Origin of the sequence: Alloalcanivorax marinus (assembly GCF_016785095.1) — a bacterium.
Lineage (GTDB): Bacteria > Pseudomonadota > Gammaproteobacteria > Pseudomonadales > Alcanivoracaceae > Alloalcanivorax > Alloalcanivorax marinus_A.
The window spans coordinates 123,049-147,289 of record NZ_JAEKJB010000002.1 but is presented as its reverse complement, the minus strand read 5'-3'; the positions used below and the strand labels follow the sequence as shown (position 1 = coordinate 147,289).

Below are 24,241 nucleotides of genomic sequence, written 5' to 3'. Positions count from 1 at the left end.
TCAGTCCTCCCCCCCCAGCGCCCGGGCCAGGCTGTCGTCCAGGTTAGCGACGCAGTGCACCAGACCACCGAGCACGAACATCGGCAGCACCAACCACGGCCACACCTTGCGAATTCCCAGGGTGAGCGTCGGCTCCTGGTACATGAAATTGAAGGTCTGTTCGGCGAACGCCCGCAGATCACCGCCGGCGCGCCACACCGCCACCGGCGCGAACCAGCGCCATACCATGACCGCCAGGGCGATCACGAACAGCAGCAGAATCAGGTCCACCAACACCGCCAGCCAGAGACGGACGGCGATCGGCACGGCGTCGGCAAGCAGCGTCACGGCAATATTGGAGCGCGCCTGCAATCCCACCAGCGCGGCGAAGAACGCCATCCAGACCATGGCGGTGATGGCGGCCTCATCGACCCAGAACAGCGCCTGGCCGGCGGCGCGGGTGACGATGTTGAGCACCAGCAGCACAAACACCACGGCCAGACACAGGCCGGCGACACCCCGTTCCAGCCCGGCCATGGCGGTGCTGAACCGCTGCAGGCGGGGCAGAAATCCGGAACGCGGCGCCGTTTCCGGAGCCGCGGCGCTCATTCCGGGTCTCCGTGGGTCAGGTAATCCCACATGCGCTCGAAGATGCGCCCGGAGCGGGTTGCGCGGCGGCGCGCTTCCTGTTCGCCGAGGGGGCGGACGGCATCCGCCGCCGGCAGACAGTCGATTTCGATACGGGCGGCGTCCTCCAGGTACCAGCCAAGCACCACCGCGTCCGGAAGACTGGGGCCCGCGGTCACCACGCCGTTACCGCGCATGACAATGGCGGCCGCGCCGCCCAGTTGTCCGGCCAGGCGTTCGGCGTCGCTGTCATCCCGGATCAATTGGGGGTCGTCCCAGAGTGGAATACCATCGACGAAGTAAGCGCCCATTCCGTGCAGCAAGCGTGGCGTGCGGCCCAGCACCGACAGTGACATGGCCCGAGGCGGCATGCCCCGCACCACGCCGCCCACGTCCGGCCGGCGACGGTAGATCTCCCGGTGAATGCGCACTTCTCCGAGCACGCCCTCCGGCAGTGGCTCGTCCAGAGCCACCACGCGCCCCTCCTCGCCCGGGGCGATGGTGCCCAGCGGACGGGCCGCGCACACCAGGAAGTGGTTGTCGTCGAGCCGCTGGCTGCAATGGCCATAGGCGTGCGCCAGGCCATGGCGCCCCAGGGCACGGGCGGCCTTGCGGACGGTGATCTGATGATCGGCCAGGGGAGTATCGATCAAGGAGGTCATCACGATGCCTTTGTTGTTCTTCGAGGTCACCGTGCCCGGGGAGTGAGCGTCCGGGCGCGGCCTGTGAAAGCAAGGTCACGTTACCCCGGCCCGGGATATGTCATGTAATGAATTTAAGGCGCCCAGCTATAACCCGAGGCTATAGCTCCTGGGAGCGCATCTCCGCCAGCAATGCTTCCGCCGCTTTGGAAAACGCCGTGCCTTTGAGATAGGAAATTCCCACCGGCCCGAACGGCAGGGCCGGAGTGACCGGCAGCCGTGCCAGCAGGCCCGCCTCCAGGTCCCGGGCTACCACCCGGGATGGAAAGGTACCGATACAGTCGCTTTCCAGAATCATCGCCCGGTTACCAGCCACGGACAGGGACTCGCAGGGCGCCACCGGCAACTCCAGGTTGCGGTCAAGAAACGCCGCCTCCAACATCTGACGCAGGGTGGTATCCGGCAGCGGAAGAATCCAGGGCCAGCGCACCAGGTCGGCCAGATCCGGGGTCGCCAGAGCAAGCGCCTGGTGGCCGGGGCGCACCACGAAATGAATCTCCTCCTGGTAGAGCGGCTCCACCGCCAGCCCCTCGCGGTACCGGTAGGCGGGCAAACGGCCAACAATGAAATCCAGACTGCCCCGGTGCAGCGACGGCACCAGATGCTCGTAGGTGCTTTCCACCACGGTGGTGCGGATACCCGGCAAGCGGCGGTGCAGCCGCGCCATGGCCCGGGGCAGCAACTGAGCGCTGCCGGCCAGCAGGGCGCCCACCACCACATGGCCGCTGAGCCCCTCGCGGGCGTCGTGGATTTCCTGTTCAACCTGCTCGAGTTGGGAAAACACCCGCTTGGCGTGGCCGGCCAGCATCTCGCCGAACCCGGTGGCGTGGGTGCCACGGCTGTTGCGCACGAACAGCCGCACCCCCAAATCCGCTTCCACCTCGTTGATGATCTTGCTGATCGCCGGCTGACTCAGGCCAATGCGTTCACTGGCCTTGACCAGACTGGCGTGATCGGCCACCGCCAGAATGGCCCGCAACTGCTGCAGCTTGACCCGCCGTGTCCACCCCGGATCCGGCATCGCGTGTTCTCCTTGTCATCGCATCGCCGGCGCGCTCGCCCGGCACCGGGACAGTGTAACCCGGCATCTCACGGCCACAAGGCGCCACCGCGTGCAGCCTTCACACCGAGCCGGGCAACGACGAGCGGGCCTCGCCATCGGCGTCCGCCCGCGACCAGACACTGTCGGCACTACCTTGCCGTACCCGGCGGGCGGTGCGGCGGGCTGCCAGCACCAGCAGACCGCCGGCCAGCAATGCGCTGATCTCCACGCTCAGCAACCCCGGCCGGGGATACACCCAGGGTGGCAGCGACGGCGCCAGCCAGGCCACCAGGCCGGTGACCGGGATCGCCAGGGTCGTCAGAGCGCTGACCCACAGCAATTCCACCACCGCTCGGGCCGCGCCGCGCCAGAAAGCCCAGGCCACGCTGCCCAGGAAAACGGTGTAGTAGACCGCCGGATACCAGGCGTTGGGGTCCGTCACCAGACCCTGCACCCACTTGCCCGCCACCATGGCGGCGGACACGCCGGCCACGCAGCCCCAGCACACCCCCACGGTGGCCGCCGCCATCGCCCGCGTGGCACGTCGCTGGCTGACCGGCGCCGCGCCGCGTCGTTGCTTGCGACGCCGGCTTTCCACCCACAGCAGGTTACCGGTATAGAACAGGAAAGCACCGCCCAGCCCCAGCAGCACATAGCTCCAGCGAATCACCGGGCCACCAAAATTACCGAAGTGCAGAGCGAAGAACACCGTGACGATATCAATCCAGGTATCTTCATGGCCGGGCAGATAATCCAGGTTGGTGATCGCGCCGGTGTAGGGGTCCAGACTGGCGAAGCCGCGATTGGCGCCGCGCCGCATATGCCCTTCGCTTTCGCCGGCCACGCGGAGGTCGGCGCGGGGGCCCAGCGGGTCGCTGTAGATCAGCTCCCGTGGCACGAAGGCGGGCTCCGTTTCGCGCAGCGTGGCGAGCAAGGTGGCCGGCGCCAGCAGATGATCCACGCCTCGGGGGGCGCTTTCCGGCGCGGACGCGGGCCGCTCGAACAGGGGCCGGTCGCCATAGACCACCTGCCCCAGCGCCCCGTAGATCTGGTCGTGAAAAGCGAACACGATCACCGTGAGCCCGATCATCAGATGGAACGGCAGGCTGGTGATGCCCACCACGTTATGGGCGTCCAGCCAGAACCGCTTGAGGTTGCGTCCGCGCCGCAATGCGAAGAAATCCTTGACCAGCGTGGGCAGCAGCACCACCAGCCCGGACACCAGCGCCAGCACGTACAGCACGCACACCACGCCCATGGCGTAGACGCCCCAGTAATGGTGCCCGCGACCGGGGATGCCACCGGTCTGATGCAGCAGATCAATCAGCTCCGCCATCGCCGAAGGGGCGGTCTCCAGGGTCACCAGTTCGCCGTCGGCGTCGAGGGTCGCTCCCCGCACCCGGCCGCCACCATGCTCGTCGCCACCTTCGCGCCAGACCAGGGGTGCCGGAGTGTTTTCCTCGCGCTTCAGGTGCAAAGTGAAGCCCCGCGCCGCGCCAGGGTGGGCGTCCAGGGTGGCGGCGATCAGCGCCGGCCACTGCCCCGCCGCCGGCCAGTCCGTCGCCGCCACCTTCTGCTGCGAGGGGGGCGTGGCCCAGCGATCCAGGGGGTCCTTGAACATGGTGAGCGCACCGGCGTAAAAGCCGATGAACAGCAACATACCGGCGATCAGGCCGGTCCAGGTGTGCAGGCTCTTGTAAACGCGGATGACGTCACTGCGCATGATCATCCCCCCGCCAGCGCGCCACGGGCCACCACCAGCGCGCCGAAGGCCAGCAGGTTGGCGGCGCCCAGCCACAACCAGGCGCGCACGCCGCTGGGAAACAGATAGACCAGCGAGAAGGCCGCCATCCAGGGCACCGGCACCAGCCACATCACCACCTGCACCTTGTTGGCGGCTTCGATGCCGCCGGGGCCCAGCCAGGCGAACAGACCACTCAGTGCGACACCCAGGGTAAACCCGAGCACGCCACCGGCCAGGGTCTTGCTCCACCAGTCCTGCCGGATCGGTGTGTACTTCGGTTTCGCCATCAGCGGGCCCCACCACGCAGCAGGGAAAGCAGCGGCAACAGCCCCAGCAGCAGCATCAGCAGCGTCAGGGCGGCGAAGAAACCGGCCTTGGGATCGAGGGCGCCCATCCAGGCGGGCCAGGACAACAACACCATCACCACCGCCCAGGGCACCCAGGCCCTCCCCAGCGGCTGGCGCAGCCAGCCCTGGTTGGGCGAGGCGAGATACAGCAAGGCGGTGCCGACGATGCTCAGGATCAGACTGATGGCGATGGCCATGTGCTCTTCCCTCCTGTTACCAGCGGTATTTGACGCTGGCGGTGATATTGCGCGCCGAGCCGAACGAACAGCCGTAGACGGTGCAGGTGGTCAGGTATTCCTCGTCCTTGAGGTTGCGCCCGGTGAGCGCCACGGTAACACCACGGGCGCCCAGGTGGCTCAGGTCATAGCGCAGGGAGGCGTCGTAGAGGGTGTAGCTGTCCAGCCGGTAGAGGTTCTCCGCGTCGCCATACAGGCTGCTGACATAACGAGCGCCGGCACTCAGGCCGAGGCCGGCCAGGGCGCCCTGGCGCCATTGATAGTCCAGCCACAGGCTGGCCATGTTTTCCGGCGCCAGGGGCTTCTCGTTGCCCTCTTGATCACCTTCGGTGACCTCGGTGTCCAGGTGGGTATAGCTGGCGGTGACGCTCAACCCGCTTTCATGCCACATCTTGGCTTCCAGCTCCGCGCCCCGGGTGCGGGTCTCGCCGGTTTGTCGCTGGCAGGAACCGGTGCTGAGACACTCCGCGTTGGCCGGTGGGTTGCCGTCGGTGACCACCAGGTTGGTCTGATAAAGATCGAACAGTGACAGGGTGATCAGGCTGTTGCTGCGCGGCGGCTGGAACTTCAGCCCCATTTCGTATTGCTTGCCCTCGGAGGGCTCGAACGGGGAACCGCTGGAATCGTCGCCGCTGAGCGGCTCGAAGGAGGTGGCGTAACTGGCGTAGGGGGCCAGGCCGTTATCGAACAGATAAGTGGCGCCGGCACGCCAGGTGAGCGCGTCGTCGTCCGCGGAGTCCGCGTCGTCCAGCGCATCCACCTTGAAGTAATCCTGGCGGGCGCCCAGGGTGAACCGCCAGTCATTCAGTGCGATCAGGTCCTGCAGGTAGACGCCGGTCTGGCGCTCGATGCGGTCCTGATCGATCTGCACCGCCAGGCTTTCCTCGAACCCGGCGGCGCCACCGTAGACCGGATTGAAGACATCGATATCGGTGATGTTGGCGGTCACCATGTAACGGGTGGCCTGCCAGTGGCTGCGCAGATAGTCCACACCCATCACCATGTCATGACTCAGGCCGCCGGTGCGGAAACGGGCCTTGAACTGGTTGTCCGCCTGGATGCTGCGCAGGTCGCCCTCGCCTTTCACGCCACGCCGGGGGAAGGTGCGGTTGTCCGCGTTGAGGCCACCGTTGGCGACGGTGAGGCGCGGGCTGGACACCACCGTTCGGAACAGGGAGTCCACATAGCTGTACTTCACGTTCTGACGGAACGACCAGACGTCGTTGAAATAGTGGTTGAGGTCATAGCCCAGCGCCCACTGTTCGCGGTCATAGGTGTTCCAGTCCGGCTCGCCAAGAAAGGTGTCGCGGTCGATGTAGCCGTAGGGAGTGGGATACAGCAGCCCCTGTACCGGCAGGAACTGATAGGTGGAGCCGCCTTCGTCCTTCTGGTAATAGCTCAGGAAGGTGATGTCGGTGTCGTCGGACACGAACCAGGTGGCGCTGGGCGCCAGGTAGAGCCGGCTCAGTTCGGTCTCGTCCACCTGGGCATCGCCATCGTTGTAGGAACCCACCAAACGGCCCAGCACCTGGCCATCACCGGTGAGATCGCCGCCAAGATCGAAGGCGCCTTCGTATTGGTCGAAGCTGCCCGCCTCCAGCACCACCTCGTTGCGGTGATCATGGGCCGGCCGCTTGGCCACCATGTTGACCAGCCCGCCGGGCGCCACCTGCCCGTACAGCACGGCGGCGGGGCCCTTCATGACCTCCACGCGCTCCAGCCCGTAGGCGTCCACCTGAGTGGTGGTCCACTGGCCGCCACGGGGCATGCGCAGGCCGTCCAGGTACATGTTGTTGCTCCAGCTCCCGGCGTCGAAGCCACGAATCCGGATATCGTCGACGCGGCTGTCGATGCCCGACAGCTCGGTGCTTACACCGGCGGCGTAATTGAGCGCGTCCATCACCGTGTCGGAACCACGGTCGTCCATTTCCTGGCGGGTGACCACGGAGATTGATTGCGGCACCTCCAGTAGCGCCGCGTCGGTTTTCGTGGCGGTGGCGGAGTGGGTGGCCAGATAGCCCTTGCTGGCGGCGCCCCAGGCGTATTCCGCTACCGGCGATTGATCGACCACCTCGACCTGCTCCAGACGGTGGCTCTCGGAGGCGTCGCTTTCCACCCACACGCCGTCGTCGGTGAAGCGCCAGGTGAGGCCGCTGCCCGCCAACAGAGTAGCAAGGGCCTGATCCAGGCTGAGGGTACCGTTGACCGCGTTGGCGGTGATCGCCGGCAGACCGCCGGCGTGGCGGATGGGCACGCCGGTCTGCTGGGAAAGATTGGCCAGCGCCCGACTCAGATCCTGGGCGGGCACCGCCACCCGCACGCGCTGCGGACGATGGCTGGCACGGGGTGAATCCACTGCCTGAGCCAGCGCCGGCGGCGCCAGGGCGCCCAGGGAAACCGCGAAACACCCCATCAACACGCCCGCGCTGGGCGTCATGCCAATCCGCATGTGCATCGGCCATCACCTCTTCATATCATTAATGAGAATTATTATTAATTGTAGTCTCATTAAGGAGGATCAGGCAATCACGCCGTCTTCACGGTGGGGCAATCAGGCGCGCATGCGCAGAGCCGCCAGCATGGTTTCCAAACGCGGCACGGCGACGCCGTGCTGCTGGGCGATGGCCACCACGTTGCCAAGGATGGCATCCAGCTCGATGGGCCGCCCATTGAGGTAATCCAGCGCCATGCTGTTCTTGTAGGCGGGCATCTTGCGGGTGCCTTCGATGTTGCTGTCCACCAGTTGCGGCGGCAACGGGTGCCCGTCCGCGGCGGCGGCGGCCATCACCTCTTCCATCATGCCGCGCACCAGTTCCTCCCCACCGGGGGCGTCCAGCATGGTCAGGGTATCGGCACCGTTGGCGAGCACCGAGAGCGGGTTGAACGGCGTGTTCCAGACGCACTTGAGCCAGCGTTCCCGAACCACGTCCTCGGCCAGCTTGATGTCGATGCCGCCGGCCACGAACAGGTCACGCAGGGCTTCGCAGTGAACGTCCAGGCCGGACGGGAAACGCCCCATCACCAGGCGGCCATAGGCGTTGTGCTTGATGCGCCCGGGCGCCACCCGGCTCACGGCGACGAACGCCAGGCAACTGATAATGGGATTGTCCGGGTAGGCGTCGGCCAGTTCACGTTCAATGTCCAGGCCGTTCTGGATCAGCACGATGCGGGTGCCCTCGCCCACCCAGGGTTTGACCAGGGCGGCGCGGTCGCTGCCGGGCAGCACCTTGGTGGCCAGAATCACATAGTCCGGGGTGGCGGCCGGGGCATCGCCGTCCCTGTACAGGTGGTCCGGGGTCCAGGAGATATCCCCCAGGGGGCTTTCGAACTGGAAACCGTGCTCCTTGATGGCGTCGTATTCGGAGCGTACCACGGCGCTCACGGTGCAGCCGGCGCGCTTGAGGATGGCACCGTAGAAGCTGCCAATGGCGCCGGCGCCGATAATCAGGGCATGGGGTTGGGAATCGGTCATCAGGATTTCTCCGCGTGCATTCGTTGCTCGCCCCGGCGCAGCGCGCGCAGGGGCCAGAAACCGAGAACGAAAACGATCAGTAACATGAGATAGGCGTCGTCGAAGCCCACCTCGAAGGCGTGGCCGTGGCCGGCCTCGGGGAAAGCCCGCCAGTAACGGTCGGAAAAAAATTGTACGCAGATGGCGCACAGGTTGATGCCCAGAGCACCACCGATCTGGCGGCCGAAGTTGATGATGCCGGAGCCCTGGGAAATCAGCGCCGGCGGCAACATCATCAGGCTGCCGGTGGTCACCGGCGGCATCATCAGGCCCATGGCGAGGCGCGCCAGTATCGCCCAGGCAATCAGCCAGGCACCGGTGGTGGTAGCATCGGCGGCGCGCATCATCACCATGCTGGCGATGAAGAACAACAGGCCAGCGGCCACCAGGCCGGTGATCGGCATGCGGTCGGTGAGGTAACCGACGAACGGGAAGATGAACGCCATGGCCAGGCCGGCGGGCATCAGCATCAGACCGGAGGCGGAAGCGCTCAACCCGGATACCTGCTGGAAATACAGCGGGAACAGATAGGTGGAGGCGAACACCCCGGCGCCAATCGCCATGGAGAGCAGGAAACCGCCGCCGAAGCCCGGGGTGGCGAACACCCGCAGGTCAAACAACGGATGGGGGGCGCGCCGCTGCCAGAGCACGAAGACAATCAACAGCAACGGACCGCCCACCAGGGCGCTGAGCAGCAACGGCTCCAGCCAGCCACGGCGCAACCCGGAGGCCATCGCCCACAGGGTGGCGGTGAGTCCCAGACTGAGCAGCGCCAGGCCGGCCCAGTCCAGACGGGGGGCATCCGCTTCCCGGTGGTCGGGCAGGAAGGCGCGGCCCAGGGCCATGGCCAGGGCGCAGGCGGGCAACACCACGAAGAAGGTGGCACGCCAGGACCAGGCGTCCACCAGCACGCCGCCCAGGGCCGGCGCGATGGCCGGCCCCAGGATCACGCCCATGCCGTAGATGCCCATGGCCTGGCCGCGCTTGTGCAGCGGAAACACCTGGAAGATAGTGATCATCGCCAGCGGCTGGATCATGCCGGCCATCACCCCCTGCACCACGCGGGCCAGCACCAGCACGGTGAAGCTGTCGGCGAACCCGCCCACCAGGGAGGCGACGATGAAGATTCCCATGGCCAGCAGGAACGCCCGGCGGGACCCGAAGCGGGCCACCGCCCAGGCATTGAGCAGCATGCCCACGGTCATCGCCGCCAGAAAACCAGTGGCGAGCCAGTGCACCTGATCCTGGGCCAGAGCGTATTGAGCCATGATCGATGGCACCGCCACATTGATGATGGTGGCGGCGAGCACCACGGACAGGGTGCCGAGCATCACCGTGACGGTGGCGAACCATCGATAGCGGGCCCCATGACGCTCGAACAGGAGCGCCACGGCCGGATTGTCGGACATGGAGGACCCTTACTTCAGGGTCGGGTCGTCACCGACACGAATCAGCAGCTTGCCCCGGTTCTTGCCTTGCAGCAGTCCCTGGAACGCGGACACGGCGTTTTCCAGGCCGTCCACCACATCTTCCTGGTATTTGACCTTGCCGTCACGAATCCAGGCGCTCATATCACGCTGGAAGTCCGGGCCACGGTGGGCGTAATCGAACTGGATAAAGCCCTTGAGCAGCAGACGCTTGACCAGCACCTTGCCCATGAAGCCGGGCAGGCGGTCCGGGCCCTGGGGCTGCTCGGTGTCGTTGTAGTGGGCGATACGGCCGCACACCGGAATGCGGGCGAAATCGTTGACCAGCTCCATCACCGCGTCGAAGGTCTCGCCGCCCACGTTCTCGAAGTAGACGTCGATGCCGTCGGGGCAGGCGTTCTTGAGCTGGTCGCGGAAGTCCGCGTCCTTGTAGTTCACGCAGGCGTCGAAGCCATAGGCTTCCACCACGTGCTTGCACTTGTCCTCGGCGCCGGCCACGCCGACCACGCGGCAGCCCTGGATTTTGGCGATCTGACCGACCACCTGACCCACCGCGCCGGCAGCGGCGGACACCACCACGGTCTCGCCTTTTTGCGGCTTGCCGATTTCATCCAGGCCCACATAGGCGGTGAAGCCGGGCATGCCGAGCACGCCCACGGCGGTGCTGATCGGTGCCTGGGCCGGGTCCAGTTTGCGCATCATTTTCGGGCTGTTGACGGAATACTCCTGCCAACCCCCGGGGCACAGCACATAGTCGCCCTGCTTGAAGTCGCCGCTGCGCGATTCCACCACCTGGCCCACGGTGGCGCCCTCCATGACGGAGCCCTCCTCGACGCTAGCGGCATAGGACTTGGCGGCGCTCATGCGACCGCGCATGTAGGGGTCCAGGGACAGATAGATGGTGCGTACCAGTACCTGGCCGTCGCCCACTTCCGGGACACTGCCTTCCTGGAGTTTCAGGTTTTCATCACCGGGCATGCCGGTGGGACGTTTGGCGAGAATGATCTGGCGATTGACGGTCATGATGCTCTCTCCCGATAAATTTGTTATTCGTGACAAACCGTAGGAGCGACTTCAGTCGCGATTGCCAAGGCGGTTGATCGCGACTGAAGTCGCTCCTACGGAGAATTAGGACAACAAAAAAAGGCGACCCGCGGGCCGCCCTTTTTGGTTACGCCGCGTGGTCGTCCACATCGATCAGGGTTTCCAGGATACCCAGATGGTATTCCCGGTCGCCGAACCAGTGGTCGATCATCACGATGCGCTTGGCGTAATGGGAAACCGGGGTCTCCTCCATCATGCCCATGCCACCGAACAGCTGGATCGCTTCCTCGGCCACCTTGCGGCCGGATTTGCCGACCTGGGCCTTGGCCGCGGAGATGCGTTTCTTGCGCAGGTCCGCCGGAGCGTCCAGGCTGCAGGCCGCGAGCATGGTGATGGAACGCACTTTTTCCAGTTCCATGCGCATTTCCACCATGCGGTGCTGCAGGGCCTGGAATTTACCGATCGGCACGCCGAACTGCTGGCGTTCCTTGATGTATTCCAGGGTCTGGTCGCAGGCCACTTCCATGGCGCCGGAGGCTTCCGCGCACAGGGTGATCAGGGCCAGATCCAGAGTCGCTTCCAGAGCGTCGATGGCCTTGCCTTCCTCGCCCAGCAGGGCGTCGGCGCCAACCTTGACGTTGCTCAGAGTGATCTCGGCGGCGTGCAGACCGTCGATGGTCGGGTAGCCCTTGCGGCTCACGCCGTCGGCGTTGGCGTCGACGATGAAGGCGCTGAGGCCATCGCGGGCGTCGGCATCACCACCGGTGCGGGCGATCACCACCAGCTGATCGGCACTGTCACCGTGCAGGACCACGGCTTTCTCGCCGCTGAGCACATAGCCGTCGCCATCCTTCTTGGCGCTGGTCTCGACCACGGTGTGGTCGTAGCGGCCCCGGGCCTCGTAGGCGGCCAGGGCGAAGCGGGTTTCACCGCCGATGATGGCGCTCACCCACTGTTCTTTCTGGGCATCGTCACCGAGCTTGTCGATCAGGGTGCCGGAGAGCACCACGGTGGCCAGGTAGGGCTCCACCACCAGGCCACGACCGAAGCCCTCGGCCACCACCATCAGCTCCGGACCACCGCCGTTGAAGCCACCGGCTTCCTCGGAGAACGGCACGCCCAGCAGGCCCAGCTCGGCGAACTGGTTCCACATGTCGGTGCTGAAGCCCTGCTCGGACTCCAGGATCTTGTTGCGCGCGTCGAAGGTATAGGTGTCACGGACCAGACGACCCACGGTCTCTTCGAGCATGCGCTGCTCGTCGCTCAGTTTGAAATCCATGTTCGCGTCTCCTTACAGACCCAGGATCATCTTGGAGATGATGTTCTTCTGAATTTCGTTGGAGCCCCCGAAGATGGAGAGCTTGCGGAAATTGAAGTAGCGGCTGGCCACGGAGGCGGCGAATTCCGGCCCCACGTAGGGACCCTCGAAATCGCCTTCCAGCTCCTCGGGGAGGAACGGCAGCGCGTGGGGGCCGGCGGCGCGGCGGAACAGATCGGTGATCTCCTGACGCAGCTCGGTGCCCATGATTTTCAGGAAGGAGCTTTCCGCGCCGGGCACGCCACCGGCCTCGGCGGCGGCCACGGTGCGCAGGTTGGTCATCTCCAGGGACATCAGCTCCATTTCCACGTCCGCCAGGCGGGCGCGGAAATGCGGCTCCTCGATCAACGGCTTGCCGTTGACGATCTGCTCGCGGGCCACCTGCTTGAGGTGCGCCAGGGCGGCCTTGGAAGAGCCCACGCCGGCGATGCCGGTCCGCTCGAAGGTGAGCAGGTACTTGGCGCAGGTCCAGCCCTTGTTCTCCTCGCCGACCAGGTTCTCCACGGGAACCTTGACGTTATCGAAGAACACTTCGTTCACTTCGTGCTCGCCGTCCAGGGTGATCAGCGGGCGCACGGTGATGCCCTCGCTTTTCTCCATGTCGATGAGCAGGAAGGAAATGCCTTCCTGCTTCTTGGCATCCGGGTCGGTGCGCACCAGGCAGAAAATCATGTTGGCGTGCTGACCAAGGGTGGTCCAGGTCTTCTGGCCATTGACGATGTAGTGATCGCCTTCGCGCACCGCGCGGGTCTTCAGGCCGGCCAGGTCGGAACCGGCGCCGGGCTCGGAGTAGCCCTGGCACCACCAGTCGTCACTGCGCAGGATGCGCGGCAGGTAATAATCCTTCTGCTCCTGGGTGCCGAACTTGATGATCACCGGAGCGACCATGTTGACGCCGAACGGCAGCACGGTGGGAGCGCCGGCTTCCGCGCACTCTTCCTCGAAGATGTGCTTCTGGATCGGGCTCCAGCCGGTGCCGCCATGTTCCTTCGGCCAGTGCAGGGCCAGCCAGCCCTGCTCGTTAAGAATCTTCTGCCAGCGGACCGTGTCTTCCTTGCCCAGGCGTTTGTGCTCTTTCACCTTGCGGGAAATATCCGCCGGCAGTTTGTCGTTCAGGAAGGTACGCACTTCGTCACGGAACGCGCGCTCTTCCGGGGTGTAATTAATATCCATAGTGTCCTCTCTAATGCCGCGATGAACGAGCTCAGCCGTAAAAGCCCTTGCCCTCGTTGGCCAGCTTCTCGAGCAGCGCCGCCGGCTTCCATACGTCGTCACCGGTTTCCTTGTGGAACTGGCTCACCTTGTCATAAATGGTTTTGAGGCCCACGGAATCGGCCCAGAACAGCACGCCGCCCCGGTACACCGGGAAGCCGTAGCCGTAGATCCAGATCACGTCCACGTCCAGGGGGCGGGCGGCGATGCCCTCCTCCAGGATCTTGGCGCCTTCGTTGACCATCACGTACATGCAGCGCTCCAGGATTTCCTGATCGCTGACTTCACGGGACTGAATGCCCTGCTCTTCGCGGAATTTGGCGATCAGAGCGTCAACCTCGGATGAAGGCACCGGGGTACGGTCGCCTTCCTTGTAGTCAAACACACCGGCCTGGGTTTTTTGGCCCAGGCGGCCCTGCTCGACCAGTTCGTCGGTCCAGTTACGCGGCGGCGCGTTGTCGGGATCTTCCTTACGCAGCTCCTCGCGAATGCGATAACCCACGTCCATACCGGCCAGGTCGGACATGGCGAACGGGCCCATCGGGAAACCCAGATCGAACAGCACCTTGTCCACCTGGGCGGGGCTGGCGCCTTCATTGACCAGTTGCACGGCTTCCGCCTGACGCTTGTGCAGCATGCGGTTGCCGACGAAGCCGTGGCACACGCCCACCAGCACGCCGACCTTGCCGATGCGGCGGCTCAGGTCCATGACCGTGGCGATCACGTCATCGGAGGTTTTCTCGCCGCGCACATTTTCCAGCAGCTTCATGACGTTGGCCGGGCTGAAGAAGTGCATGCCCATGACGTCCTCGGGACGCTGGGTGAAGGCGGCGATGCGGTTCACGTCCAGGGTGGAGGTGTTGGTGGCCAGGATCGCGCCCTTCTTGCAGACCCGGTCCAGCTCGGAGAACACGGCTTTCTTCACATCCATGTTCTCGAACACCGCTTCGATCACCAGGTCCACGTCGGACAGGTCGTCGTAGCTCAGGGTGGGCTGGATCAGCGCCATGCGGTCTTCCACCTGCTGGGCGGTGATACGGCCTTTCTTGGCGGTGTTCTCGTAGTTCTTGCGGATCACCGCGATGCCTTTCTCCAGCGCCTCTTCCTTCACTTCCAGGATCTTCACCGGGATGCCGGCGTTGGCGAAGTTCATGGCGATGCCGCCGCCCATGGTGCCGGCGCCGATCACCGCCACCTGGTTGATCTCGCGCTTGGGGGTGTCCTTGGCCAGGCCGGGCACCTTCGCCACTTCCCGCTCGGCGAAGAACACATGGCGCTGGGCGCGGGATTCCGGGCTCACCAGCAGTTCGGCGAACAGCTCACGCTCACGCTTCATACCCTCGTCGAAGGGCAGCTCCACCGCCGCCTGCACCGCCTTGATGCAGTGGAACGGGGCCTTGAAGCCGCGCTGTTTGCGGGCGATGGATTTCTCGAAGTTGCTGAACAGGTCGGCGTCTTCCTTTTGTGCCTGCAGATCGCGGATGCGACGCAGCGGCGCGTTGTCGGCGGCCAGCTTGCGGGCGTAGGCCAAAGCCCCTTCCAGCAGATCACCGTCGACGATTTCGTCGACGATGCCCAGGGCCAGGGCATCCTTGGCTTTCACCGGGTTACCGGAGACGATCACCTCGAGGGCCTTCTGGGCGCCGATCAGGCGCGGCAGACGCTGGGTGCCACCGGCACCGGGCAGAATGCCCAGTTTCACTTCCGGCAGGCCCACCTTGGCGGACCCCACGGCCACGCGGTAGTCGCAGCCCAGCGCCACTTCCAGGCCACCGCCCAGGGCGGTGCCGTGAATGGCGGCGACCACCAGCTTGTCGCTGCTCTCGTACTCGGCGACCACGTCCGGCAGGGCCGGGCCCTGGGGCGGCTTGCCGAATTCACGGATGTCGGCGCCGGCCGGGAAGGTACGGCCTTCGCCGATCACCACCAGAGCCTTGGCCTGGTCGTCCTTGAGCCCCTGGCGCAGACATTCGACCAGCCCCTCGCGCACGCCCTGCCCCAGGGCATTGACCGGCGGGTAATTGACGCTGATGACGCCGATGTCGCCTTCCAGGCAGTAGCTGACTACGTCGCTCATGATCTCTCCTTCAGCAAAAAGCCCCGGAAATGTCTTTTTTCGCCATGTTTCCGGCGTCTCCGGTGGCCTTTAGAACGGGTTGAATTCCAGGCCCCTCAGTATAAGAAAAGCGGGCCTTTTATCAATAATTCGAAACTTGGTTTTATCTAGCGGACGAGCCCGCCAATGACCGGATCACGGCACGGAGGCCTCCGGCTGGCGGAATCAAAAAGGGCACCCTCCCGGGTGCCCTTGGTACCGCCGGTGGCGGGCTTACTCTTTGTAGTCGGAGGTTTCGCGAATCACCACCTTGCCGTCGACCACTTCCGCGATTTGCGGATCGGCGCCCAGGTTACCGTCCTCGGTGATGTCGGTCACGTCATAGGGGTTGTGGTTGGGGTCCACCTTGGCCAGGGCCTTGGGGATGGCCGCGCGAATGGCGCGCGGGTCGTCCACGCTGCCGGCTTCCTGCATGGCGTGCATCACCAGGTAGGTGGCGAAGTAGTGGTAGGCGGTTTCCGAGGTGGCAACGCCGTCGTGCTTCTCTTTCCACAGCTTGACGAAACGCTCCGCGCCCGGGGTGTTGTACTCGGCCAGGGGCACCACGCCCACGGAACCTTCCAGGGATTCCAGGCCGCCGGACACCTTGGCCACTTCATCGATCTTGGCCTGGTCCATGATCACGAAGCCGCCCTTGAAGCCCAGCTCCCGGGCCTGCCGCACCACCAGACCGGTGGGCTCGGAGGCGCCCCCCACGAACAGCACGTCCGGCTTCTCGGAAAGCACCTTGCTGACGCCGGTGTAGAAATCCGCGGACTTGTTGTAATCCATCGGGTTCATGGACACCACGTCACCGCCGGCCTTGCGCCATACCGGCACGAATTCCTTGGTCCAGTACTTGGCGTAGTCGTGGGTGGCATTGGCCACGCCCAGTTTCTTGCCGAAGCGGTCCATGGTGATCTTGGTGAACGGCACCAGGTAATCGGTGAAGTTGGGCGGGATCTTCACGGTCAGCTCGTTGCCCTTGGCGGTTACCGCCGGCACCGAGGTGTAGGACATGATCAGGAAGCCGTCGCGCTCGTTGAACGCCTGCAGCGCGAAGGTACCACCGGAGTGCGGGGTGAAAATCACCGGCGCCTTGTATTGTTGCACGAGGCGCTTGCCGTTCACCGCCGCCTGGCTGGGCGAGTATTTGTCATCCAGGGATTCGATCTCGAGGGTGTAGTTCTCGCCATCCACGTCGAAACCACCGGCGGCGTTGATTTCCTCGGCGGCCATGCGCATGCCTTCCAGGGTGTTCTCGCCGTACAGGGCGGCGCCGCCGCTGAGCGGGCCGGTGAAACCGATGGTCACTTCCTCGGCGTGAGCCGCGCCACCCAGGGCCAGGGCCACGGCGCTGGCGGTCGCCAGGCGTTTAAAGGTTTTGGTCAGATTCATGATGCTTTTCTCTCCCATTGTTTTTGTTGGGCTATTGTTGTGTGTTGTGGTGCGTCGCGTTGATGCGTGTCAGGCCCCGATGTAGGCCTTGCGGACCGCTTCGTTGCCGAGCATGGTCTCGCGATCACCCTCCATCACCAGGCGACCGTTTTCGATCACGTAGGCCCGGGTGGCGATTTTCAGTGCCGCGAAGGCGTTTTGCTCCGCCAGCAACACGGTGGTGCCTTCCTGGTTGATCGCCTGCACGGCGCTGAACACCTGCTTGACCACCAGCGGCGCCAGACCCAGGGAAGGTTCGTCGAGCATCAGCAGCTTGGGGCGTCCCATGAGAGCACGACCGATGGCCACCATCTGCTGCTGGCCGCCACTCAGTGAGCCGGCGGCGTCATCCTTTTTGTCGTTCAAAATGGGGAACATTTCAAGAACGTGACCCAGGGTTTTTTTCATGCCGGCCCTGTCGCGCCGGTGCACGTAGGCGCCGAGCATCAGATTCTTCATCACCGACATCTCCGGGAACAGCTTGCGGCCTTCCGGGCACTGTACCACGCCGGCCTGGACCAGCGCCGAGGGTTTACGACCGGTCACGTCCTGGCCGTTGAGGCTGACGCGACCGGCGCTGGGCTTGAGCAGCCCGCTGATGGTATTGAACAGGGTGGTCTTGCCGGCGCCGTTGGCGCCCAGCAAGACCACCAACTCACCCTGTTCCACGTTCATGGACACGCCATCCAGGGCCTTGAAGCCGTCGTATTTGGCGTCGACGTTCTCAAGCTTCAACATCTTCGTCACTCCCCAGATAAGCTTCGATCACCACCGGATCGTTCTTGATTTGTTCCGGCGTGCCTTCGGCGATCTTCTCGCCATGGTCGAGCACCATGATCTTGTCCGCCAGGCTCATGATCATGTCCATCTTGTGTTCGATCAGGCACACGGTGATGCCGTGATCGACCATCTTGCGGATCAGACCGGCCAGGTTCTCGGTTTCCTCCGGGTTGATGCCGCCGGCCGGTTCGTCCAGCAGCACCAGTTCCGGGTCGGTGGCCATGGCCAGGGCAAAGGCCACCCGTTTGCGCTCTTCCTGGCTGATGTCGACGATGTAGCGGTGCCCCAGATGCGAGAGGCCGACGAAGTCGAGCACTTCCTCGGCGCGGGCGCGGCACTTCTTCTCCTCGTCGCGCAGACGCTTGGAATTGATGATCACATCCCACAGCCGCGACTGGGTACGCAGGCGATGGCCGACGATCAGGTTGTCCAGCACCGTGGACTGATCGAACAGCATGGTGGTCTGGAAGGTGCGGGCGATGCCCAGCCGGGCGATGCGGTCCGGCGACATGCCGGTGACATCGATGCCCTGGAATTCGATGCTGCCTTCGCTGGGCGGCATGGCGCCGGCCACCAGGTTGAAGAAGGTGGTCTTGCCGGCGCCGTTGGGGCCGATGATGGCATTGATCTGGCCGGCCTGGAAATCGACGCTCACGTCGTTGACCGCCGCCAGCCCGCCAAAGCGCTTGGTGAGGTTCTTGATGCTCAGCATTGTTTTGTTATCCGCCATGATCAGCCGGCCTCCCCCTGGTTGCCGTCACTGGAATCACCGACCCGGGACTCGGCGCGCCGGGCCGGCGCCTTGCTCGCCAGCCGGCGACCACGCCAGGTCAGGAAGGTGCCGACGATGCCCTTGGGCATGAAGATCACCAGCACCACCAGCAGCGGGCCGAACACGATCATGCGGTATTCCTCGAACGACTGCACCGCCTGGGTGATCCAGGTGATCAGCAGGGTGCCCACCAGCGGCCCCATCAGGGTGCCGATGCCGCCCACCAGCAGGTAGGTGATGACGTCGAAGGTGTGGGTGATTTCCGCCAGGTCGGGGCCGATGAAGCGCACCACGCCGGCGAGCAGCGCCCCGGCCAGGCCGGCGTAGGTGGTGGACAGCACGAACGCCAGGACCTTGTTGCGCATCAGGTTGATACCCAGGGACTGGGCCAGATCGTCGCTGATACGAATAGCCAGGAAAGTGCGGCCCACCAGGGAGCGGGAGATGCGGCTGATCAGCCAGATCGCCAGCACCAGGAAGAACAGCACCAGATAGTAGAACGGGATGGTCTCGGTGAAGTCCACCAGCCCGAAGCCTTCCGGCGGCGCGATGCTGATCACGCCCAGGGTACCGTGGGTGAGCTCTTCCCATTTTTCGATCAACAGATAGATGATGAAGCCCACGCACAGGGTAAAGATGGCGAAGTAATGTTCCTTGAGGCGCAGGGACACCACGCCCACCAGGAAGCCGAAGAAAGCGCCGAGCACGCCGGCGGCGATGAACGCCGGCCAGAACGCCCAGCCGTAATCCACGGTGAGCAACCCCACGGCGTAGGCACCAATGGCGAAGAAACCACCGTGGGCCAGGTTCAGCTGGCCGCAATAACCGGTGATGATGTTAAGGCCGTAGACGGCGATGGCCCAGACGAAGGCCAGCGCCATCACGTAGATCTGGTATTCGCTGGCGGCCACCCAGGGGAACAGGATCGCCGCCACCAGCAGCACCACCTTCATGGCCGGGCTGGCGAGGAAATTCATGACGCGGTCCATTAGCGCACCCCCTTGGTGAACAGGCCGGTGGGTTTGATCGACAGGATCGCCACCAGCAGCACGAAGGCGATCAGATCCTTGTAGGTGCCGGACAGGTAGTAGCCACCCAGGGCTTCGGCAAAGCCGATGATCAAGCCGCCGACGATGGCGCCGGGGATACTGCCCATGCCGCCCAGGATGATGATCACGAACGCTTTCATGATCACCAGGTGCCCCATGGCCGGGTAGACCAGGTTGATCGGCGCGAACAGGGTGGCGCCCACCGCCGCCAGGAAACCGGCGATGGCGAAGGTCATCATCGCCACCCGGTTGGCGTCGATACCCACCAGGAAAGCGCCTTCGCGGTTCTGCGCCATGGCGATGATGGTGGAACCGGTCATGGTCTTCTTCAGATACAGATGCAGCGCGCCCATCAGGCTGAAGGCGCCGACGATGATCAGCAGACGCTGGGCCGGCAGGGTCAGGGAGCCGAAGTGGAAGATTTCAGTATAGGGAGTGGGCATGCGCCGGAAGTCGGCGCCCCAGTGCATCTGCACCAGTGCCTCGAGAAACAACAGAATACCGATGGCGGCGATCTTGTCATGGATCGGTGGCGCATGGCGCAGTGGATGAAACACCAGCCGCTCGCACAGCACCGACAGCAGCGCCACCACCAGGCCGGCGCCAAGCATGGCGACCCAGTAGTTGAGGCCGTGCTCGACCATGATGAAGTAACTGATGTAGGCGCCCACCATGTAGAGCGCGCCGTGGGCGAAGTTGGGAACGTGCAAAATGCCGTACACCAGGGTCAGCCCCAGGGCCACCAGCCCGTAGATGCTGCCCAGCGTCAGGCCATTCAGCGCTTGCTGCAGAAACGCGTCCAAGGCTTGAACTCCTCGTTATGGTTATGAAACCGCCTCGCGCTGTGCCCCAAGGTCCCACCATTGAACGGGCCCGCGCTGTCGAGACGGCTTCGGTTTTTGTGTTGTTCTGTTGTGTACTGTCTTGCTCAGGCTTGTTTCTTGGCGCGGGCCCACTCCTCTTCCTGAAGCGCGCGCCACATCAGCTTACCGGTGGGTGAACGGGGCAGTTCGTCACGGAATTCGACGATTTGCGGCACCTTGTAGGCGGCCATCTGCTCCTTGCACCACTCGATGATGTCGTTCTCGCTGACCTTGCCCTTCTGATCCTTGGCCAGCACCACGCACGCCTTGACGGTTTCACCGCGCCGTTCGTGGGGGGCGGAGATCACACAGCTCTCCTGGATCGCCGGATGTCGATACATAAGACTTTCGACCTCGGCGGGCCAGACTTTAAATCCGGATGCATTGATCATGCGCTTGACCCGGTCGACGATGAAGAAATAGCCCTCTTCGTCGTAGTAGCCCATGTCGCCGGTGCGGAAGAAACGTTGGCCATCCAGTTCAATGAAGGCCTTCTTGGTTTCTTCCGGACGGTTCCAGTAGCCCTGGAACACTTGCGGGCCACGGGACACGATCTCGCCCACCTCGCCCACGCCCAGCTCTTCGCCGGTATCCTCGTTGATGATGCGCGAATCGGTGTCGAACACGGGAATGCCCAGGCACTGCTTCTTGGGGTGCTCCGGCGGGTTGATGTGGGTAGCGGCGATGGTTTCGGACAGGCCGTAGCCTTCCATATAGCGCAGGCCGGTGAGATTGAACAGTTTGTCCGAGACCGCCTCCGGCATGGCCGCGCCGCCACCGCCAATGTTCTGCAGGCTGGACAGGTTGAAGGTCTCCACCTCCGGATCGGAAAGCAGATCGATCGCCATGGTGACGATGTTGGTCCAGCTGGTGACCTGGTAACGCTCGATCAGCTTCGCCGCCACGCGGCGGTCCCAGCGGGTCATCAGCACGATGCAGCCGCCCAGGAAAATGGGGCTGTTCATGGCGCCCTGCATGCCGGTGACATGGAAGTACGGCAGGGTCGCCAGCACCACGCCTTCACGACCGCCGCCGGGACGCCAGGCGGCGCCGTGCACGCAGGTGGCCATCACCGAACGGTGGGTGTGCATGCACCCCTTGGGCGCGCCGGTGGTGCCGGAGCTGTACGGGAACACGGCGAGATCATCCGGGCCCACCAGCAGTTCACCGGGGCGGTGACCGGCGGCCAGGGCATCCGCCCAGCCGATCAGGCCTTCGCCGCGCACCGGTTGCGCCGGCGCCTTCACTTCCGCGGGCAGGTCCAGGTCGGTGTCGGCGGCGGCATAGTCGCCGTAGGCAGCCACGATCACGTGGCGCAGACGCTCATGGCCGATCAGCGGCTGGATCTGGGGCAGCACTTCCTGGCCGCACAGGCATACGGCGGCCTGGGTATCTTCCAGGTAATGCTCCAGTTCGGCGCTGCGGTTCATCGGGTTGATCGGCACCACGATGGCATTGGCGCGCAGGATGGCGTAATAGCCGATGATGAATTGCGGCGCGTTCTGCATGAAAAGCAGTACCCGGTCGCCTTTCTCCACGCCGAGATGCTCGAGCTGTCCGGCCAGCGCGTCCACCTGCTCCTTGAGTTCCCGATAGGAGATGGCCTTGTCGTAATAGACAACGGCGTTCTCGTCGGGGTAGCGCAGCGCGGAAATCTCCAGGTTGGTATAGAGGCTGGTTTCCGGCAGGGTCAGATGGTGCGGGGCCCCGTCCGGCCAGACGGCGAAATGCCGATCGAACATGCCTGTACTCTCCCTTGTGATGCTGTTTGCGGCGCGGATCGGGCCACGCCGTTTTTGTTAGATACAGGAAATAGCACACCCAAGCGCCCGCTCGGGGCACCCGGGGGCGGTCTCCGGAGTGAATCTGGCGGTCAATCTGACACGCCGCCCCAGGGCCGTCAATACTATTTCGGAATAACGTTCCAAAAACGAAACGGCACTCCGAAGCGCCGTATCGCGGCTGAAGCCGCTCCTACAGCCCCCTCCCGACAGGAGCGATTCACACCGCCGGACAAGACCTTGCAGGAGCGGCTTCAGCCGCGATCACAGCCGCCCAGTCCTTACGGGAACGAGTTCATCCGCGATCAAGACGCGGCGCCTCGTCCTGATTCCAGCATTGTTCGGCGAACACGTCGTCGCAACGGGTCGGCTGCAGCGGCATCACCGAAACATAGCCGTCGCGCAGGGCGACCACGTCGGACCGCGGATGCTCGATGGAGCCAGGCCGGCGCTCGAACGCCAGCCAGTGGTAGGACAGGCCGCGGCCGTCGGTGCCGTGCACCAGGCGCGGCCCGGCGATGCCGCCACTCACCTGGCGGGTGAAGCGGCAACCGCGCAGCTCCGCCACCGGCTGGTCCGGAAAATTAAGATTCCAGCAGGCCCGCTGGTAGCCGTCCCGGTCGGCGCCGGTTTCCCAAAGCTGACGAATCAGCGGCGCCGAATGGCGTGCGGTGGGCTCGTAATTGATGGCCTCGCGGTCGCCCACGAAGGCCTGGCTCAGGGCAATGCCCGGCAGGCCCAGGTGGGCCGCCGCCAGCACCGCGCCCACGGTGCCCGAGTACATCACCGAGTCGCTCAGGTTGGCGCCGCAATTGACCCCGGACAACACCAGATCCGGCGCGTCCTCGGCGAACCACTCGGCCATGGCGAACATGACGCAGTCCGCCGGTGTGCCGGATACCGCGAAGCGGCGTTCGCCATGATGGTATACGCGCAACGGCGAATGCAGGGAGATGCCCTGCCCCACGCCGCTCTGGTCGTGTTCCGGCGCCACCGTCCACACCTCCTCGGCGAGCTCGGCGGCCACCGCTTCGGCCACCACCAGGCCCGGGGCGTCGATACCGTCATCGTTGGTGACCAGAATCTTGCGGAACATTTTCATTACCGACCTCTTGAACATCATGGTAGGAGCGGCGGAACCGCCGCTCCTACGACTCTTATTTATGGGTCCGCGCGATCTGCCAGCCCCGCTCGGCGATCAGCCCGGCGCGTTTGCCCACTTCCAGAGCGTTTCGATCGCTGGCGTTACCTTGCAGGGCGCGGGCGTAAACGCCCTGCAGAATCGCCGCCGAGCGGAACAGGGCGAACGCCAGGAACACCGGCCAGTCGCTGATGCCATCACGGCCGGCGCCCTCGCAGTAGCGTTCCAGCAGGGTACGCTCGTCGGGGATGCCGCGGGCGGCCAGATCAAGCCCATCCAGGCCCCGCACGCCGTTGACGCCATGGGGCATATGGTACGGCAGACAGCAATAGGCCAGGTCCGCCAGCGGGTGGCCGATGGTGGCCAGTTCCCAGTCCAGGACCGCCACCACCCGGGGCTCGTGATTATCCACCAGCAAATTGCCGAGCCGGAAATCGCCATGGGCGATGGCGGCGCTGTCGTCGTCGGGGATGTGGTCCGCCAGCCAGGCCATGAGGTTATCCATGGCCGGCAGGTCGTCGGTTTTGGAGGCCTCGTACTGGGCGCTCCAGCGTTTCACCTGCCGGGTCACGTAGCCCTGGGGCTTGCCGAAATCACCCAGCCCGGCGGCCTGGTAGTCGACCCGGTGGAGCCGCGCCAGGGTGTCGATCTTGTCGTGGTAGAGACGGGCGCGGTCGGCTTTGTCGAGGCTTTCCAGTTGCGGTTGGCTGTAGACCCGGCCGGGCACGAAGTCCATTACGTAAAAGCTGGTACCGAGTACCGTCTCGTCCTCGCACAGTACGCGCATGGTCGGCACCGGCACCTGGCCATGCTCGCCGAGGGCCTTCATGACCCGGTACTCACGATCCACCTGGTGTGCCGAGGGCAACACCTTGCCGGGCGGCTTCTTGCGCAGCACATAGCGGCACGCGCCACTTTCCAGCAAATAGGTGGGGTTGGATTGCCCACCCTGGAACTGGCGCACCTTCAGCGGGCCATCGAGCAGATCCTGGCCGGCCAGGTAGTCCGCCAGGCGGCCCTCGTCGAGACGGTGCGCCTCCAGCACCGGCACGATTTCCGGTTGACCTTCCATAATGAAACCCTCAAATCGGCTTCAAACCGCAAGCCTCCGGCCCATCAGGCCGCCACCTCCAGC

21 protein-coding genes are annotated in these 24,241 nt (G+C 64.6%); all 21 read right to left on the bottom strand.

Annotated elements, in window-relative coordinates; translation table 11 throughout:
* Positions 1-588 carry a TRAP transporter small permease gene (locus JF515_RS02515; RefSeq protein ID WP_203100690.1) on the bottom strand — a complete coding sequence of 196 codons (588 nt, stop codon included), beginning with the start codon at positions 586-588 and terminating at the stop codon, positions 1-3.
* A complete protein-coding gene (locus JF515_RS02510; RefSeq protein ID WP_203100688.1) occupies positions 585-1,268 on the bottom strand; it encodes a class II aldolase/adducin family protein in 684 nt (227 codons plus the stop codon). The genes JF515_RS02515 and JF515_RS02510 overlap by 4 nt, the downstream gene beginning before the upstream one ends.
* Positions 1,269-1,407: 139 nt before the next feature.
* Entirely contained in the window at positions 1,408-2,328 is a 921-nt protein-coding gene (locus tag JF515_RS02505) for a LysR family transcriptional regulator (protein ID WP_203100686.1), read from the bottom strand.
* Positions 2,329-2,428: 100 nt separating this feature from the next.
* On the bottom strand, positions 2,429-4,072 hold the full coding sequence (locus JF515_RS02500) for a PepSY-associated TM helix domain-containing protein (RefSeq protein ID WP_203100684.1): 1,644 nt from the start codon (positions 4,070-4,072) through the stop codon (positions 2,429-2,431).
* Between the two features lie 2 nt (positions 4,073-4,074).
* Positions 4,075-4,380 carry a hypothetical protein gene (locus JF515_RS02495; RefSeq protein WP_203100682.1) on the bottom strand — a complete coding sequence of 102 codons (306 nt, stop codon included), beginning with the start codon at positions 4,378-4,380 and terminating at the stop codon, positions 4,075-4,077.
* Positions 4,380-4,637, bottom strand: coding sequence for a hypothetical protein (locus JF515_RS02490; RefSeq protein ID WP_203100680.1), 258 nt, complete (start codon positions 4,635-4,637; stop codon positions 4,380-4,382). The genes JF515_RS02495 and JF515_RS02490 overlap by 1 nt, the downstream gene beginning before the upstream one ends.
* Positions 4,638-4,653: 16 nt before the next feature.
* Complete coding sequence (locus JF515_RS02485; protein WP_203100678.1) at positions 4,654-7,131, bottom strand: TonB-dependent siderophore receptor; 2,478 nt, start codon at positions 7,129-7,131, stop codon at positions 4,654-4,656.
* A 96-nt stretch (positions 7,132-7,227) separates the two neighbouring features.
* On the bottom strand, positions 7,228-8,148 hold the full coding sequence (locus tag JF515_RS02480) for a ketopantoate reductase family protein (RefSeq protein ID WP_203100676.1): 921 nt from the start codon (positions 8,146-8,148) through the stop codon (positions 7,228-7,230).
* Positions 8,148-9,596, bottom strand: a complete 1,449-nt coding sequence (locus tag JF515_RS02475) for an MDR family MFS transporter (protein WP_203100674.1) — start codon at positions 9,594-9,596, stop codon at positions 8,148-8,150. The genes JF515_RS02480 and JF515_RS02475 overlap by 1 nt, the downstream gene beginning before the upstream one ends.
* Before the next feature lie 9 nt (positions 9,597-9,605).
* A complete protein-coding gene (locus JF515_RS02470; protein ID WP_203100672.1) occupies positions 9,606-10,637 on the bottom strand; it encodes an NADP-dependent oxidoreductase in 1,032 nt (343 codons plus the stop codon).
* A gap of 148 nt (positions 10,638-10,785) precedes the next feature.
* Positions 10,786-11,937, bottom strand: a complete 1,152-nt coding sequence (locus tag JF515_RS02465) for an acyl-CoA dehydrogenase family protein (RefSeq protein WP_203100670.1) — start codon at positions 11,935-11,937, stop codon at positions 10,786-10,788.
* 12 nt (positions 11,938-11,949) lie between these two features.
* The gene (locus JF515_RS02460; RefSeq protein ID WP_203100668.1) at positions 11,950-13,149 is read right to left on the bottom strand and encodes an acyl-CoA dehydrogenase family protein; all 1,200 of its coding nucleotides are present in this window, start codon (positions 13,147-13,149) and stop codon (positions 11,950-11,952) included.
* Between the two features lie 31 nt (positions 13,150-13,180).
* Entirely contained in the window at positions 13,181-15,265 is a 2,085-nt protein-coding gene (locus tag JF515_RS02455; protein WP_203100666.1) for a 3-hydroxyacyl-CoA dehydrogenase NAD-binding domain-containing protein, read from the bottom strand.
* 252 nt (positions 15,266-15,517) lie between these two features.
* On the bottom strand, positions 15,518-16,681 hold the full coding sequence (locus tag JF515_RS02450; protein ID WP_203100664.1) for an ABC transporter substrate-binding protein: 1,164 nt from the start codon (positions 16,679-16,681) through the stop codon (positions 15,518-15,520).
* A 69-nt stretch (positions 16,682-16,750) separates the two neighbouring features.
* Positions 16,751-17,458: an ABC transporter ATP-binding protein gene (locus JF515_RS02445; RefSeq protein ID WP_203100663.1), complete on the bottom strand. Its 708-nt coding sequence runs from the start codon at positions 17,456-17,458 to the stop codon at positions 16,751-16,753.
* Positions 17,445-18,230 (bottom strand): ABC transporter ATP-binding protein, encoded by a 786-nt coding sequence (locus JF515_RS02440; RefSeq protein ID WP_238400805.1) that lies wholly within the window; start codon positions 18,228-18,230, stop codon positions 17,445-17,447. The genes JF515_RS02445 and JF515_RS02440 overlap by 14 nt, the downstream gene beginning before the upstream one ends.
* Before the next feature lie 2 nt (positions 18,231-18,232).
* Complete coding sequence (locus JF515_RS02435; RefSeq protein WP_238400804.1) at positions 18,233-19,249, bottom strand: branched-chain amino acid ABC transporter permease; 1,017 nt, start codon at positions 19,247-19,249, stop codon at positions 18,233-18,235.
* Positions 19,250-19,260: 11 nt separating this feature from the next.
* Positions 19,261-20,124, bottom strand: a complete 864-nt coding sequence (locus JF515_RS02430) for a branched-chain amino acid ABC transporter permease (protein ID WP_203100659.1) — start codon at positions 20,122-20,124, stop codon at positions 19,261-19,263.
* A gap of 125 nt (positions 20,125-20,249) precedes the next feature.
* Entirely contained in the window at positions 20,250-21,926 is a 1,677-nt protein-coding gene (locus tag JF515_RS02425) for a long-chain fatty acid--CoA ligase (protein WP_203100657.1), read from the bottom strand.
* Between the two features lie 334 nt (positions 21,927-22,260).
* On the bottom strand, positions 22,261-23,067 hold the full coding sequence (gene surE, locus JF515_RS02420; RefSeq protein WP_203100655.1) for a 5'/3'-nucleotidase SurE: 807 nt from the start codon (positions 23,065-23,067) through the stop codon (positions 22,261-22,263).
* 55 nt (positions 23,068-23,122) lie between these two features.
* Positions 23,123-24,178, bottom strand: coding sequence for a phosphotransferase family protein (locus tag JF515_RS02415; protein ID WP_203100653.1), 1,056 nt, complete (start codon positions 24,176-24,178; stop codon positions 23,123-23,125).
* Positions 24,179-24,241 lie beyond the last annotated feature (63 nt).

Excerpts from the sequence above, each read along its gene's own strand:
- JF515_RS02440 (WP_238400805.1), bottom strand. The coding sequence starts at position 18,230 with ATGGCGGATAACAAAACAATGCTGAGCATCAAGAACCTCACCAAGCGC.
- JF515_RS02490 (WP_203100680.1), bottom strand. The coding sequence starts at position 4,637 with ATGGCCATCGCCATCAGTCTGATCCTGAGCATCGTCGGCACCGCCTTG.
- JF515_RS02450 (WP_203100664.1), bottom strand. The coding sequence starts at position 16,681 with ATGAATCTGACCAAAACCTTTAAACGCCTGGCGACCGCCAGCGCCGTG.
- JF515_RS02435 (WP_238400804.1), bottom strand. The coding sequence starts at position 19,249 with ATGAATTTCCTCGCCAGCCCGGCCATGAAGGTGGTGCTGCTGGTGGCG.
- JF515_RS02500 (WP_203100684.1), bottom strand. The coding sequence starts at position 4,072 with ATGCGCAGTGACGTCATCCGCGTTTACAAGAGCCTGCACACCTGGACC.
- surE (WP_203100655.1), bottom strand. The coding sequence starts at position 23,067 with ATGAAAATGTTCCGCAAGATTCTGGTCACCAACGATGACGGTATCGAC.
- JF515_RS02445 (WP_203100663.1), bottom strand. The coding sequence starts at position 17,458 with ATGTTGAAGCTTGAGAACGTCGACGCCAAATACGACGGCTTCAAGGCC.
- JF515_RS02470 (WP_203100672.1), bottom strand. The coding sequence starts at position 10,637 with ATGACCGTCAATCGCCAGATCATTCTCGCCAAACGTCCCACCGGCATG.
- JF515_RS02485 (WP_203100678.1), bottom strand. The coding sequence starts at position 7,131 with ATGCACATGCGGATTGGCATGACGCCCAGCGCGGGCGTGTTGATGGGG.
- JF515_RS02495 (WP_203100682.1), bottom strand. The coding sequence starts at position 4,380 with ATGGCGAAACCGAAGTACACACCGATCCGGCAGGACTGGTGGAGCAAG.
- JF515_RS02515 (WP_203100690.1), bottom strand. The coding sequence starts at position 588 with ATGAGCGCCGCGGCTCCGGAAACGGCGCCGCGTTCCGGATTTCTGCCC.
- JF515_RS02505 (WP_203100686.1), bottom strand. The coding sequence starts at position 2,328 with ATGCCGGATCCGGGGTGGACACGGCGGGTCAAGCTGCAGCAGTTGCGG.
- JF515_RS02475 (WP_203100674.1), bottom strand. The coding sequence starts at position 9,596 with ATGTCCGACAATCCGGCCGTGGCGCTCCTGTTCGAGCGTCATGGGGCC.
- JF515_RS02415 (WP_203100653.1), bottom strand. The coding sequence starts at position 24,178 with ATGGAAGGTCAACCGGAAATCGTGCCGGTGCTGGAGGCGCACCGTCTC.
- JF515_RS02455 (WP_203100666.1), bottom strand. The coding sequence starts at position 15,265 with ATGAGCGACGTAGTCAGCTACTGCCTGGAAGGCGACATCGGCGTCATC.
- JF515_RS02510 (WP_203100688.1), bottom strand. The coding sequence starts at position 1,268 with ATGACCTCCTTGATCGATACTCCCCTGGCCGATCATCAGATCACCGTC.
- JF515_RS02460 (WP_203100668.1), bottom strand. The coding sequence starts at position 13,149 with ATGGATATTAATTACACCCCGGAAGAGCGCGCGTTCCGTGACGAAGTG.
- JF515_RS02480 (WP_203100676.1), bottom strand. The coding sequence starts at position 8,148 with ATGACCGATTCCCAACCCCATGCCCTGATTATCGGCGCCGGCGCCATT.
- JF515_RS02425 (WP_203100657.1), bottom strand. The coding sequence starts at position 21,926 with ATGTTCGATCGGCATTTCGCCGTCTGGCCGGACGGGGCCCCGCACCAT.
- JF515_RS02465 (WP_203100670.1), bottom strand. The coding sequence starts at position 11,937 with ATGGATTTCAAACTGAGCGACGAGCAGCGCATGCTCGAAGAGACCGTG.